Annotated in this window: 7 protein-coding genes and 4 tRNA genes; all 11 read left to right on the top strand. The window is 44.4% G+C overall.

The window, feature by feature from the left end:
* Window positions 1-377: phosphodiester glycosidase family protein (locus AC1DSE_RS16055; RefSeq protein WP_477527890.1), on the top strand; the 377-nt coding region annotated here is incomplete at its 5' end.
* A 239-nt stretch (window positions 378-616) separates the two neighbouring features.
* Window positions 617-1,474: an ABC transporter ATP-binding protein gene (locus tag AC1DSE_RS16060; protein ID WP_076271911.1), complete on the top strand. Its 858-nt coding sequence runs from the start codon at window positions 617-619 to the stop codon at window positions 1,472-1,474.
* Window positions 1,475-1,886: 412 nt separating this feature from the next.
* Window positions 1,887-1,961 (top strand) — tRNA-Gly (locus AC1DSE_RS16065).
* 8 nt (window positions 1,962-1,969) lie between these two features.
* Window positions 1,970-2,046 (top strand) — tRNA-Arg (locus AC1DSE_RS16070).
* Between the two features lie 34 nt (window positions 2,047-2,080).
* Window positions 2,081-2,157: transfer RNA gene (locus AC1DSE_RS16075), tRNA-Pro, on the top strand.
* 14 nt (window positions 2,158-2,171) lie between these two features.
* Window positions 2,172-2,245: transfer RNA gene (locus AC1DSE_RS16080), tRNA-Gly, on the top strand.
* Window positions 2,246-4,586: 2,341 nt separating this feature from the next.
* Window positions 4,587-9,899: a choice-of-anchor I family protein gene (locus AC1DSE_RS16085; protein WP_477509966.1), complete on the top strand. Its 5,313-nt coding sequence runs from the start codon at window positions 4,587-4,589 to the stop codon at window positions 9,897-9,899.
* 384 nt (window positions 9,900-10,283) lie between these two features.
* Complete coding sequence (ppc, locus tag AC1DSE_RS16090; protein WP_441885568.1) at window positions 10,284-13,088, top strand: phosphoenolpyruvate carboxylase; 2,805 nt, start codon at window positions 10,284-10,286, stop codon at window positions 13,086-13,088.
* Between the two features lie 245 nt (window positions 13,089-13,333).
* A complete protein-coding gene (locus AC1DSE_RS16095) occupies window positions 13,334-14,488 on the top strand; it encodes a S1C family serine protease (protein WP_477509967.1) in 1,155 nt (384 codons plus the stop codon).
* Between the two features lie 400 nt (window positions 14,489-14,888).
* The gene (gene sigW / locus AC1DSE_RS16100) at window positions 14,889-15,455 is read left to right on the top strand and encodes an RNA polymerase sigma factor SigW (RefSeq protein ID WP_054025284.1); all 567 of its coding nucleotides are present in this window, start codon (window positions 14,889-14,891) and stop codon (window positions 15,453-15,455) included.
* A 210-nt stretch (window positions 15,456-15,665) separates the two neighbouring features.
* The coding region (locus AC1DSE_RS16105) for an anti-sigma factor family protein (protein ID WP_477527891.1) at window positions 15,666-16,001 on the top strand (336 nt) is incomplete at its 3' end.

The raw sequence follows: 16,001 nt of genomic DNA on the forward strand, positions 1-16,001 counted from the left end.
AAATGACCAACCTCTCGAAAAGTCCGATTGCATGGTCTCGCGTTCATACCGCCATTGGTGCAGGACCAAGACTAGTGAAGGATGGGAAACCGGCAGTTAATCCAGCTGGTGAAGGGTTTAGCAGCTCCAAAATATTGACCGATGCAGCTGGCAGAAGCGGCATTCTTGTCAAAAAGGACGGGACTGTTGTCATAGCTACTGTCTCCAAAGCAACGATAAAACAGTGGAGTCAAATCATGATTCAGCTTGGCGCTGAACAGGCGATGAATTTGGACGGAGGAGCATCCTCTGGTATGTACGCGCAAGGAAAACTCATAACCACGCCTGGAAGGCTAATAAGCAATGGTCTCGTATTTGGCACGAAGCTAAAGTGGTAACGTATGTAAAATGATAAAAGCTAGCCGTCCCAACCTGTTGGGCGGCTTTTCTATTTAAATGCGGCTCTATTTTTATCGATATGAATAAATGCTATTTATATTATCATTGACTTTTTTTATGAGAAACATTATCATTAGAAAATAAATGATAATCGTTATCAATATTCGTTACTTATTGAAATATAAATATAAAATGATAAGGTGTCTGCCTCAGGCAGCGGAAGGAGCGTGCATGTTCAATGATTCGTTTAACGACCTCTAGTCTTGATATTGCTTATGATGACCGTCTAATCGTTGAGAATTTAAACATTGCTATACCTCAAGGGAAAATCACGGCGCTAGTAGGAGCTAACGGCTCTGGTAAATCAACGATTTTGAAAACAATGGCCCGTATTATGAATCCCTCGAAGGGCAGTGTACTTCTGGACGGGAAGTCCATCCATAAGCAATCGACGAAGGAAGTAGCGAAGCAATTGGCAATTTTGCCGCAAAATCCAACCGCTCCGGACGGACTCACAGTAGCTGAGCTTGTCTCTTATGGTCGTTTTCCATACCAGAAGGGCTTCGGATCGATGACTAAGGATGACCGCAGTATCGTGCAGTGGGCAATCGAAGCGACAGGTATGACTGATTTTGCCGATCGTCCGGTTGATCATCTATCGGGCGGACAACGTCAACGTGCATGGATTGCAATGTCTCTTGCACAGGAAACTGATATTTTATTCCTTGACGAGCCTACAACTTTCCTGGATATGGCACATCAGCTTGAGGTACTTCACTTGCTTCAAAAGCTCAACGCAGCTAATAATCGCACAGTAGTCATGGTCGTTCATGATTTGAATCACGCGACACGTTACGCTCATCATATGATCGCAATTAAAACGGGTGTCGTTGTAGGCGAAGGTACGCCTGCAGAAGTTATGACACCGGATATTATGCGCGAAGTGTTTAACATTGAGGCAGATATCGTGCCTGATCCGCGTACAGGCGTTCCTCTTTGCTTGCCATATGCACTAGCCGGCCAGCCTGCTGCTGATAAAGTGGCATTGATTAACCGTGCACAGTCAGAGAGACCATTGGCTGCTGCTGGAGCATAGTAACTAATATGAATGCCGTAAACCGCGTTTCCTTTGGAAATGCGGTTTTTTGTTCTTTTAGATAAGCCCTGTGTAGTATATTGAGCTTAGAAGCGAGTGGGTGGGAAGTGAACCGTTTATATTTGTTATTTATAAAATGTAATCCATTAGAGCTAAACAATCGGAAGGATTAAACCGGGTAATAAGATATAACGTCATTTAAGCTGATTTTTATGATTKGATTTATGAAATCTAAAAGCACATATTTCCGCGCCATATAAGGTTTTGCAGCCATATTAGAACATTGTATTTTAAAGGATTTAAAATAATTTAAAACTTTTTTTAAAAAACAGTTGCTTTTTGTTTTCAGGGGTGATATATTATTACTTGTCGCCGCGATGATAAACGAAACAAACGGCCGACAGAAATACATGCGGAAGTGGCTCAGCGGTAGAGCATCGCCTTGCCAAGGCGAGGGTCGCGGGTTCGATTCCCGTCTTCCGCTCCATAAATTGTGCGGCCTTAGCTCAGCTGGATAGAGCGTTTGACTACGAATCAAAAGGCCAGGAGTTCGAATCTCTTAGGCCGCGCCATTTTCCCAACATTAGACGCAATTCATTTACACTTCGGGACGTAGCTCAGCTTGGTAGAGCACCTGGTTTGGGACCAGGGGGTCGCATGTTCAAATCGTGTCGTCCCGACCATAATTTTTTTCTTTGCGGGTGTAGTTCAATGGTAGAACTTTAGCCTTCCAAGCTAATAGCGTGGGTTCGATTCCCATCACCCGCTCCAACTATTTAAACCCGAAAGCCTTGCGCAGCAAGGATTTTTTTGTTTTTATATATTGCAATAAAAGTGCCTCTTGCACCTAATATGGTGCAGAAGATGGTGCGAAATTTTAATTAACTGTTTGAGGGTTAAGATACACAAACCGATCAGAAGCCTCTCTGCTGGTTATTTCAGAATCATGCATATAAATATCTGCTGTAGTTCCGATCTTCGCATGAATGAAGCAACCATTCTTCTATTTGTTTGAGTTCTGAACCGCTCTCTCGCAGTAGCTTCGCCGTTTTATGCCATAGATCATACAAACGGGTATTAGGGAGCTCTCGCTTGCTTAGAAACCTGCTCTAGCCCATAGAGGGGAGGATAGTAATTCACACCTTCTCACCATGAAAGACATATCGCTTAGTACCGCCTTACCAGGTCTTACATAACATTTATTTCATTCTAGTCGGAAGCGTCTTAGAGACTCCCTGTACTAAACAAGTGTATGTAAGCTAATCAAATATCCATTTGTATAGTCGGAAAATTAGCCGAGGGAGGTATATCCATACTTCAAAAAATACTTCCAATCTGTAAAAAAAAGTATCTACCTTATTATTACGAGTTCTGCGCCTCATTAAATCATTCTCCTTTATTGGCATTAGGTGAATTGGAGAAATATAGTTACACTTCGATATATCGATTCGATAGTGACCACGTTTGAATTCTAATAAACTTAAAGCTTATTTTTTGGTAAGCCAATTAATTAAATATATGACCCCAATTGCAGAGCCCAAAACTAAAATCTTCTCTATAATGTTTTCCAATGTAGCTCGTCCCCTGCTTCATACATGCTAAGAAAAAACAGAGCCACAAGAATGGTTGGGGCATATAGGGATTGTTTTATATTCGTAATGACCTCATTCTTTCTTTATTTACAAATATTTCTACGCAAAGCATTAATCTAAGTTTCAAAGACAGTGAACCTAAAACATTTAAACCTATTCTTGAAATATCAAGTTATGATTAAAAATTTCGAATGGCGCGGCTTAGAAGCGTTATTTATGCAGCGAAGTAAGTTATATAAAACGCTTAAGAAAGTGAACTATCATATATTAGCGGCAAGTACCTAAAGCGGAAGTTGAAGGTATAAAGTGGGGGTTTGATGAATTGGTACAGGCGCACGTATTCTTAGCTAATTGTGAGGGTTCTCTACAATTAAAACTTCCAAGTAAGAGCTGTAACGGACATGAGATACCTTATTTGCCGAAATTCCATCCTTTTAGAGAACTAACGGACATAGGATCTCTTATTTAGCTTCAGAATGCTTGATTAGGCTACTTTTCGAGCTATTAACGCATCCTATGTCCGTTAGTTCCACGTAACGAGCTTAAATTCTCGAAATAGCGGATTTCATGTCCGTTAGGACTGAACATGAACAGCGCATGAGCAGACTCCAATGTTGAGCCGAAAATATTATTTATGTAAACATAAATAATCGTATCAAACAGAATCTAGATGTCTTATAAGTGGTGCTTCCAGCCTTGTGTAGAATTAACGGACATGAGATACCTTATTTGCCGAAATTCCGTCCTTTTGTAGAACTAACGGACATAGGATCTCTTATTTAGTTTCAGGATGCTTAATTTGGCTACTTTTTGAGCTATTAACGCATCCTATGTCCGTTAGATCCACGTAATGAGCTTGAATTCTCGAAATAGCGGATTTCAAGTCCGTTAGGGTTAAAGGTTAACCATAAAAAACGTAACAGTATTCCAATGTTGAGTGTCGAAAATATTATATGTGTAAAGAAAAATAAACTTATCAAACAAAACATCCCGTCTGGAAGCTCTTAGCGGGCTGTTTTGTTTGCCCATACACTAAAAAAGTAAAACATGTGCTTAGACGAGGTTTGGAATGGTTTATCAAGTATTTTATCAAATGCTTACTAAGCACTTAATCAACTGGTTTACCAAGTGTTTAATCAAGTAGTTACAATGCGTTTTATCAAACGTTTTATCTAGAACCATGCGCTTTGCCAAGAAGCAACCGCTATATCTAGAACCGTGCGCTATGCCAAGTATCAAACGCTTTATCTAGACCGTGCGCTTTGCCAAGAACCAAACGCTATATCTAGAACCAAGAACGTTGCCAAGAACCAACCGCTTTATCTAGAACCATGCGCTTTGCCAAGAACCAAACGCTATATCTAGAACCAAACACCCTACCAATAACCAAACACTCCACCAATAACCAACCCCCACCAAACCCCAAGCACTTTACAAAAGCTTCATGGAACATTAATCATTATGAAATAAAAACTCTCTACAATTCTAGTTAACATAATAGATATGGGAGTGAGTAAAACTTGAAGATCTATAGTAAAAGGTTAATATCATTATTATTAGCTACGGAAATTACGGCCAGCATGGTGCTGGCAGGTGGACCTGTCATGGCTGCTGGTTTGCCATTGTCTGGGACGCCTTACGCAGTAGACAGCGCCTATAATGTAGCGATCCCGCATATTGTTATTAATCAAGTATATGGCGGTGGATTGAGTAAGGATGCTGAAATACTTTTATCTCACGGTTTTATTGAGCTTTATAATCCGACGGATAGTGATGTCAATCTTGCTGGTTGGTCGCTGCAATATGCGGAACCGCTCCCAGGTGTAACGACAGGTGCTACTAAGGCTTGGGAAATGCTAAATTTGACCGGAACGATTAAAGCGCATTCCTCTTTTCTTATAACAGGAGCTTCTACAGGTGCTGCAAATCCTAAAGTAAATCTCTCTGCCAAAAGTGATCTTACTTGGGAGCGTTTTATTAACAACAAAGGGATGAAGGTTGCTCTCATGAGCAATCAAACTTTACTGACTGATCCTAATCCTTTTATATCAAAGCCAGAGGGCTACGTGGATATGGTCGGTACAGGAAGCAATGATAAGGATAGTAATATCGATGGATATGAGACTGCATTCCCTACGGGCTCAGCAGAAGGCACATCGAAGAAAAAGTCCATTCGCCGCAGCAACTTCGTAGATACAGACAATAATAAAGCGGATTTCAAACAAGTCGATTATGAGGTAGCTACCGGCGATGCATTACTAGCAGCAATACCCCGCAGCGGTGCTGACGGCGCATGGGGGCCGGGTATTGTCCAGCCGCTAGTCATTACTACAGCATCTCTTGCTGATGGCTTTGTTGGATCTCCATATTCCGCAGTTATTCAGGCTACTGGTGGAAACACGCCATATACTTTTACAGCAACTGGTTTACCAGAAGGGCTTAGTCTTGCGCCAAATGGTGCTTTAACGGGGACACCGACTAAGGCGGTAGCAAATACTAATGTGACGATTACAGCGACTGACAGCACGGCAGGTACGCCAGTTAGCATAGTTAAGTCGTTTGCGTTTACCATTCAATCCAGTATAGCTCCAGCAACTCATGTTCTCATTAATGAAGTATATGGCGGCGGCGGGAAAATTAATAAAGATACTCCGCCAGCAGCATCTCCATACCTGTATGATTTTGTAGAGCTCTACAATCCTACTGCTTCGCCAATATTACTTGCAGGATATCATTTAAGATACAGCAATAAAGGTGCTACAACGGTACAAGGCTATGATTTTGAAGAAGGTGCGGTCATTGCTCCTCATGATTATTACCTCGTTCGCCTTGAAGCAACATGGGGCAATACGAGCGACAAAAATTACGGAGATCCTTACCTAGCTGATGCATATGCAAGCACGAAAGAGCAATCCATCGGCATGTCTGATGTGGATGGCACGGTGGAATTATTTCAAGGAGTGTACGCCACTTCGGCAGTTGTTGATGCGGTAGGCTTCGGTGCGGTTCAAACTACCCTGCATGAAGGAACATCCGTAGGGAATGGGGCTTCACTGCCAGCGGCTGTTAAAGGCGTGCGCCGCATTAACTTCCAAGATTCCAACAACAATGCTGCTGATTTTGCAGTAGTGGATCCATCGCCTACGCGAGGTGGGAAAACAGAGGGAACCGTTGATGTCATTCCTGATTTTGTGAAGCTTATCGGCTCACTCCAGAAGAATACAGCAGACAAAGTGGTAACGGTCGAAGGTTTGGTTACAACTCCGTCCGTTAAATCGGATAACAGCCAAGCAAACGCAGTGCGTTATGTACAATCGTTTACGGGCGCAATTGCTGTTGAAGGCATGGACCCATCCATCCCGGTAGGTGCAGAGGTACGCGTTTCTGGGACGGCTGGTCTTCATGACGGCGAAGTACGGGTAAAAGGCAACTTACAGGTAACAAGGCTGAACAATAAAATTTTTAGCTTAGTGGCGGAAGATACGTTCGATAAATCTATGCTTAATGTAGATAAGCTTAGTTCAGTAACAGCTGATATGTACGGCAGGAGAGTGACAACTACAGGCAATGTAACTGCCGTGGACAAAACGGCTAATACGATTAAGCTTGATAACAATATGCTGCTTTATGTGAATGGAGCGTTTCCGAAGGTTGAAGTTGGGGACAACGCACAAGCTACGGGAACCATTGGAGTTTTTGGCAGCGAAGTTAGATTGGCTGTAGCGAGCGCAGCTGCAGATATGATCATAAAACCGGCGTCCGCTGAGTTTAAAGATACGCTCAATATTTCAAAAATCGGACAATATTCAGTAGGCCAATTCAATAAAGATGGCGGCGTTGCCGAGATCGTGAAATTCAACAAAGACAATGGCAAATTTTATTTAGTTAATGGCTCCGGTAATCCGCCAAGCTTAGATATTGTCAGTCTGGGAAGCGGGAACGGAACGCTAAGTAAAGAAAAAACGATACTTGTTAAGCCGATGGCCGAGGTTGAAGGTTTTGTATACGGTGATTTAACTAGTGTAGATATTAATACGACAACTAAGCGTGTTTCAGTCGCAGTACAAGAGGCGGATCCACTCAAGCCAGGTAAAATCATCGTACTCGATTATGATGGTAATTTAATCTCAGCCTACGCTGCTGGTGTACAACCGGATATGATTAAGTCAACAGCTGATGGAAAGTATATCCTTACTGCGGATGAGGCGGAGCCGCGCAATGGTACAGATGATCCTAAAGGAAGCGTAACGATCGTCAATACAGTAAACAACAAAGTTACACATGTACTCTTCGATGATCCGTCCGTTATCGAGGATGGTGTTCATATTCGCGGCAAAGTAGATCCGGCAGATGGGAAAATTAAATCGAGCGGAACAAAAGCAGACGCTGTGTATGATCTGGAGCCTGAGTATATCACTCTTTCGGATGATAACAAGACAGCCTATGTGTCATTGCAAGAGAATAATGCAATTGCGATTATTGATATCGAAACGAACAAAGTGACGGCTGTAAAAGCACTCGGATTAAAGGATTATAATGATCCGCGTAATTCTCTCGACGTTCTAAAAGACGGTGCGATTAAGCTGGAAAATGTACCTTTTAAAGGGATGTACATGCCTGATGGCATCGCATCTCATACGATTAACGGTCAAACGTACCTTTTTACAGCTAATGAAGGCGATGTAACAGAATGGCCGAACCGTACAAACGGCAGCACGATAGGTGCATTAAAAGGAAAGCTTGATCCGACTTCAGCGGCAGCGATTTTCCTAAATGGCAAGACTGCTTATGATGGTATTGAAGTCGCAAGCGATATGGGCAATGACGGCATTTACATGTACGGCGGACGTTCTTTCTCTATCTGGAATGCGAACTCGATGGAGCAGGTCTATGACAGCGGCAACGATTTTGAAACGATAACGGGCAGTCGCTTGCCAGCATTCTTTAACACAAGCAACAGTAAGACAGCCATTGACGATCGAAGCGGCAAGAAGGGACCAGAACCGGAAGATATTAAAACGGGGAAGGTTGGCAATAAGGTTTTGGCATTCGTTGGTCTTGAGCGCATCGGTGGTTTCATGACCTATGATGTAACAGATCCTGCGCATGCGACATTCGCTAATTATACAAATACTCGCGTGTTCAAAGACAGTCAAGGCAAGGACAACTTAGATACAGATACTGGCCCAGAAGGCTTGGAGTTTATTCCGGCTAACATTAGCCCAACTGGAATGCCTTTACTCTTGGTTGCTTTCGAGGTAGGCGGCAAGGTAGGCGTATATCAGCTGAATGTAACGAAAGTAACGATGGATAAGGCTTCCTTATCCTTAAAAGTTGGAGATACTGCATCGAAGCTGGTTGCAACTGTCCAGCCTGTAGGCGGAAGCTCTGCTGCTGCGATATGGACTTCTTCTAATACAGCTGTGGCAACCGTAGATTCAAATGGAAATGTCACAGCGTTAAAAGCCGGAACAGCGGTCATTTCAGCAGCGAGTGCTGACGGATATGGTCTCGCTGAGACGAGTGTCACGGTTACTTCAGGTAACATCGTAACTCCATCGCCAACACCGAATCCATCGCCGACGCCTGCACCTTCTACAAAACCTGAAGATGCTGGAGTGACGATCGTAAATGGTGAGACCGTAAAAGCAGTAAGCACACTTAAAGCTGAAACGGATAACAGCGGTAAGACAACAGCAACGGTAACGGTAAATCAATTGGATGCAGCAATAGCTGCATTAGATAAAGCATCAAACGGCAAGCCTGCATCCATTGAGTTTAAAATGGCGGCTAACACAGACACCAAGTCAACGGCTATCAAGTTTGAGGAAAAAGCTATCGCTAAGCTTGCAGCTAAGGGATTGAAGTCGCTGGATGTTAATGCAGGACTCGGAATCGTATCCTTTGATGCTAAGGCTATTGGAACATTGGCGGCAGCCTCAGGGAATGGCGAGCTTTCCATAGCGGTCAACAAAGCGGATGTATCTAAGCTTTCTAGTGCGATTAAGGAAACGATCGGCAGCCATCCTGTGTATGAGTTTGATGTGATCGGTGGAAAAACAGCGATTACCGATCTGAAGGGCGGTACAGCACGGGTTAGCATTCCTTATTCGCTTCAAGCAAACGAAGACAGCCAAGCAGTAGTCATCTACTATATTGCAAATGACGGCAAACTTAGCATTGTACCTAACAGCGTGTACGATAAGTCGACAGGTCAATTACAGTTTACGGTAAGCCATTTCTCTACTTACGGAGTTGGCTACAATCATGTGGCATTTTTGGACACTGCATCAAGCTTTGCGAAGGATTCTATCCTTTACTTATCTTCCAGAGATATAATCGGCGGCTTGGGCAATCAAAAGTTTGCTCCAAAGGCTAACATGTCAAGGGCTGATTTCACACTCATCCTTGCAAGAATTGCCGGCGCTCAACTGGACGATTACACGTCATCAAGCTTTACGGACGTGAAGTCATCCGATTACTTTGCAGGGGCGGTAGCATGGGCGGCTGAAAAAGAAATTGTCGGAGGCGCTGGAGATGGCAGCTTCAATCCTAAAGCCAATATTAGCCGTGAGCAAATGGTTGCTATGATTGCAAGGTTCGTTGAAGTCATGAACTTTGATTTGCCCGTGCAGACAAATGCTATAGCGTTTGAAGATGCATCATCTATTGGTGCATTTGCGAAGGAAGCAGCAGCTGCAGTGCAGCAGGCGGGAATCATTAACGGCAAGATCTATGCAAATAAGGCAGGCAGCTATTTTGCACCGAAGGATTTGGCTACCCGTGAGGAAGCAGCAAAAATGCTGGCGAAATTAATTCAATTAATGTCATAATTCGACTTGAGCAAGACCGCAGCGCCCTTCAGAGAGAGGTGCTGCGGTCTTTTTCATAAGAGGTCTTATTTATGGGATTGAACCAGTCCTTTCGCTAATTTATTAAGCATCGTTAACTTAACTGAAGCGGGTTGTCTTTCGCAGTTATTATTTAACGGAAACATAAGCAGCAAAAAGGAGCGGGTTATATACTTCGTTTGCGTGAATCTGTTTTTGTTAGGATTGGCTTCAGGGCTTCAACCCTGTAGGTTTTTGTAGTATGATGGTAGAAGTCAAAAAAACGTTCATGTTGTACAAGCAAGCTTTCGAAGCGATTGCTGCTTCGGAAAACAAGTAAATGCTTACGGAGCGATCGTTGCTTCGCAAAAATTTAGGAGGAACAGTATGTCGGATCAATCTGCATCTACTTTGACCACAAATCGGCAGCAGGCTAACAATTTGCTGCGACGCGATGTCCGGTTTCTAGGCAACATTCTCGGTGAAGTTCTTGTTCATCAAGGCGGCCGCGAGCTGCTTGAAATCGTAGAACGGATTCGTGAACAAAGTAAATCTCTTCGCGCTGAATTTGTACCGGAATTATTTGATCAATTTAAAGAAAATGTATCATCGCTTAACCCGGAAATACGTCATCAAGTGATTAGAGCGTTTGCCATTTATTTTCAGCTTGTCAACATTGCAGAGCAAAATCATCGGATTAGACGGAAACGTGATTACGAGGTTTCTGCTGGCGAAGCGGTCCAACGCGGCTCCATTGAGAGCGCGGTTCAAGATCTGAAGGAACGCGACATTGCAATCGAGGAAGTTAGAGATATTTTGAGCAATATTTCGCTGGAACTAGTAATGACTGCACACCCGACCGAGGCAACTCGCCGCGCGGTGCTTGATATTCATAAACGGATTGCTGTGGATGTGATGGAGCTGGATAATCCAACACTAACCTATCGCGAGCGCGAGAAGCTGCGTGAGAAGCTCATGAATGAGGTTCTTATTTTGTGGCAAACAGACGAGCTTCGTGACCGCAAACCAACCGTTATCGATGAAGTTCGTAACGGCTTGTACTATTTTGATGAGACATTGTTCGAGGTGCTTCCTAATGTTTATGAAGAACTTGAACGCTGCCTAAGCAAGTACTATCCAGATGAGAAATGGCATGTGCCGGATTACTTGCGCTTTGGCTCTTGGATCGGCGGCGATCGCGATGGTAACCCATCCGTGAAAGCTCAGGTAACTTGGGAAACGCTAACGCTGCACCGTCAGCTGGCTATTCGCAAGTACGAAGAAAAACTAGGCGAGCTTATGGATCTTCTCAGCTTCAGCACAAACCTTGTCGAGGTATCGGCTGAGCTTATCGATTCGATTCGATCGGATCGCGAGCATGTTGAGCTTAAGTGCGTCGATCTTTGGAGAAATACGAAGGAGCCATACCGTATTAAGCTTGGCTTTATGCTAGAGAAGCTGGCTAATACACGCGATGAATCGCTTAAGGGTTCGCAAATGCGTTACAACCACCCGGAAGAGCTTCGCGAGGACTTGCTCGTTATCGATCGCAGCTTGCGTCATCACTACGCTGATTATGTAGCAGATACAGCACTTGCTAAGTTAGTACGTCAAGTGGAGCTGTTTGGTTTCCACCTTATGGCACTTGATGTTCGTCAGCATAGCCAAGAGCATGAAAATGCGATGGCTGAAATTTTGGCGAAAATGAATGTAGCAGCAGATTATGCGGCACTTCCAGAAGAAGAAAAAACAGACCTGCTTCACCGTCTCCTAAATGATCCGCGTCCGCTTACTTCGGGGCATCTAGATTACACGGAGTCCACGCGTGAATGCTTGAATGTATACCATACGATTTATCGGGCGCAGCAAGAGTTTGGCATAAATTGTATTTCAAGTTATCTGATTAGTATGACGGAAGCGGCAAGCGACATGCTTGAGGTTATGGTGTTTGCGAAGGAAGTTGGCCTGTTCCGCAAGGAAGCGGACGGCACGATTCGTTGTACACTGCAATCGGTACCGCTATTTGAAACGATTGATGACCTGCATGCAGCACCAGCTATTATGAAGCAGCTATTCGAAATGCCGATCTACCGTCAAGCGGTGGAAGCTCGCGGCAACCTGCATGAAATTATGCTTGGTTATTCCGATAGCAACAAAGACGGCGGAGTTGTTACAGCGAACTGGGAGCTGCGCGTAGCACTTAATGAAATTACAGCAGCCGGCAAAGAGTACGACGTTAAGCTGAAGTTCTTCCACGGCCGTGGCGGAGCGCTTGGCCGCGGCGGCATGCCGCTTAACCGCAGTATCCTTGCACAACCGCCACATACGGTCGGCGGCGGCATCAAAATTACCGAGCAAGGTGAGGTTCTATCCTCGCGTTATTCGATGCAAGGTATTGCATACCGCAGCTTGGAGCAAGCAACTTGGGCGCTGATTACGGCTGCTCGTCTGGCGAAATACCCAGAACAAGCACCGCAAGCAGAAGCAGAGTGGGAAGAAATTGCACGTTCGATTTCCGAGACGGCACTCGAGAAGTATCAGGATCTTATTTTCCGCGATCCAGATTTCTTGACGTACTTCAAGGAGTCGACACCGCTTCCTGAGGTTGGCGAGCTGAACATCGGTTCACGTCCTTCCAAACGGAAAAACAGTGATCGTTTCGAGGATTTACGCGCCATTCCTTGGGTGTTCGCATGGACGCAAAGCCGCTACTTGCTGCCGGCATGGTATGCCGCAGGTACTGCAATGAAGCAATATACTGGCGACGACGAGGAAAAGCTGAACACGCTTCGTACGATGTACGAGAAGTTCCCATTCTTCCGCTCGCTAATTGACAATCTTCAAATGGCTCTTGCCAAAGCAGATTTGCTTATTGCGAAGGAATACGCAGATATGATTAAGGACAAAACGATCCGCGATCGTATTTTTGAGCAAATCGAAGAAGAATATAAGCTTACATCTGAGCTTATTCTTAGCATCACAGGCCAAACGGAAATTTTGGATAATGTTCCTGTTATCCAAGAGTCGATTCGTCTTCGTAATCCGTACGTCGATCCGCTTAGCTACATGCAAGTGCAGCTGTTAACTGAGCTTCGTGCACTGCGTGATAACGAAGAAGATGATCCAGAGCTGCTTCGCGAAGTGCTTCTGACGATCAACGGCATTGCCGCAGGACTTCGGAATACAGGCTAACTGTTCAAACTAATCGCTTAGGCGAATATAGAATAGCTACAAAGCCAACCATGGCATTTACTGTGGTTGGCTTTTTTTCGTTGAAAGCAGCTGGAAGGCCTTGTTGTGAGAAGCTAGAAAAACAAACTGCAACAGAACTCTATTTTTCTTATGTTCTTTTATAGTCCACTTAAGTTTTGTTTAAGGTACATCCTGCATGATAGGTACATAGGAAACAGACACCTACTATTGAAAGGATGATAGAGATGAACGAGGAAAACAAACGCTCAGAAACGAGCGGTGATACTTACACGTCGAACCATACATCGAACGAAACGAACCGGACTCCTGTCACTACTTATATTTATGAATCCAACAAATCAACAAATGAGCTTAGAGCTTCATATGAGAGGGAGCTTGGGCTGGGACAAGATGGGAGCGGAAGCGGGTCAGGGTCAGCACCAGGCGGTAAAAAACGTTCAAAGCGTGCGGGCGGCAGCTCGGCAAAAACACTGCTCGCATCGTTTTTGATTGGCGCTCTCGTCATTGGCGGTTTCTCCTACATGGCAGATAAAAACAATCTGTTCAGCGGGGGGGAACAAACCGTTCAAAACTCGGGTTCCAGCGTTGTAAGCAATTCAGGACAGCAGGATGCTGGCTTGTCTACAGCATCGCTAAGCTCAAGTGAAGATATTGCTTCCGTCTATAAAGCTGCGAGCCCCGCGGTTGTGAAGATCGAAAATTATGGGGAGCCAGCACGTTCGAACTCCATGTTCGACGATCCACGCTTTCAACAGTTTTTTGGAAATGGCGGGTCGGGTAGCAACGGACAGCAGCAAGAATCGCAAGAACAACAGCCAAGCAGTTCAAATCTTGAGTTAGTAGGCTCTGGTACAGGCTTTTTCTTCGAATCGGATGGTTATATTCTGACTAACGAGCATGTAATTGCGGATGCAAAGGAGGTTAAAGTAACGGTTCAAGGTTATGACGAGCCTCTAACAGCAAAGGTGCTTGGTTCGAGTTATGATCTAGACTTGGCTGTGCTTAAGGTGGAAGAGCCAAACGGCAAAGCATTCCCGTCTCTTAAACTGGGAAGCTCTGACCAAACGCGAATCGGTGACTGGGTGATGGCGATCGGCAATCCATATGGCTTCGATCAAACGTTGACTATGGGCGTGTTAAGCGCGAAAGAGCGCCCAATTACGATTGCAGATGAGCAAGGGAACCATAATTACGAGCATTTGCTGCAAACAGATGCCTCTATTAATCCAGGGAACTCTGGAGGACCGCTTCTCAACGAGAAGGGAGAGGTTATTGGTATAAACACGGCTGTGAACGCTGAGGCACAAGGCATTGGCTTTGCGATTCCTACGACGACGATTACAAAGGTGCTCGAGCAATTGAAAACAAATACACTTTAATAAATATAAAGCGCATGAACATTGAAGGTCTGGGAACATTACGTTTCCTAGACCTTTTTTGCTTTATTTTAGCGTTCCTAGCCGAAAGTCGAAAAAACAACTAGCCTCAGGTCGATTGCTGACTGAACGTCAAACCTATATAATTATTAGAACGGTTAGTATTTTTTGGAGCAAACGGCAATGAAACCTGAACCTGATGTACGTACATTGCTGCTCATGACTATGAACATTACGGCTAATTAGGGTCGATGCTCATATTGGAAGTATCTTTCTCAATTGTCTTGCTTTTTCAGCCCATGTGCATTACGATTTTTCTAGGGTGTATGGATGCGGACATTATATATTTATAAAATAGAGCAAGGCGATCAGTCGATCGAATGGAAGGTTTGGAGGAGTTTAGGTGATTGTATTGGAAGCACGCCTGGCGAAGTTATCGCTTAAAGGCGATCAGCAGGCTTTTGCTGAGCTTGTAGACCTCTATCAAGACAAGCTCTTTCATATGGCTTATCGAATGTTAAACAGCCGCCAGGAAGCGGAGGATGTTGTGCAGGATACGTTCCTTCGCGTTTACAAAAACCTGGATAGATATGATGAAACGTTAAAATTTTCAACTTGGATATATAGAATTGCTACGAACTTATGTATTGATCGACTGCGCAAACGCAAGCCGACCTATTCGCTGGATGCGGAGTCATCGGATCACGAGGGGCTGGATGGCTACTCCATGATACCGAGCGATAATCGGACGCCAGAATCAGAGCTGCTTCTCTCGGACACACAGCGCATTATACATGCGGCTATTGCTTCACTGCCACCGAAATATAAGAGCGTGATGACGCTTAGATATATGCAGGACCTGTCGTTGCAGGAAATTGGCGATGTGCTGGACATGCCTGTCACGACGATCAAAACGCGGGTTCACCGCGGCAGGGAATTTCTTCGGAAGAAGCTTGAGCATAAGTTATAATTACAAATAATGATACAATCCTCCAAAGGAAAGCCATGTCTAGCGCAGACATAGGCTTCTTTTCGGGAGAAATTCAAGCTAATTCCTTACCTGCAAAGGATTACTTACGCGATTACGAAAAAAAGTGAAACATCCTTCTTGCTAGTAACGTATCCTAATAGCGAGATAAGAACTTAATGCGCGAGCAACTGAAAGAAAGGACTGGCTGCTATGAATTGCAACGTCGCTATCGTATGGATGCATGATTATTTGGACGGCGAGCTGCCGCGTGAAGATATCGTTACGTTAAAATCTCATTTGCTTTCCTGTCCCGCTTGTCGCAGCCGGTTTGAACAGCTCCAGAAGACGGACGCCGCGGTGTTCCAGACTTTAGAAGCGATTAAGCCTGCCGCGGATTATGACAAGAAGGCATCCGAGCTTTTAAATGAACGAATTATGCAGCAACTGCCGAAGAAACAGAGCAAGCAGAGAAACCGCATCGTACGTTTTATTTATCGGTACCCCGGAGTAACAGCAGCTGCTGTGTTTGTACTCGTTATGTTAGGC

Source organism: Paenibacillus sp. 01L418 (genome assembly GCF_056400045.1).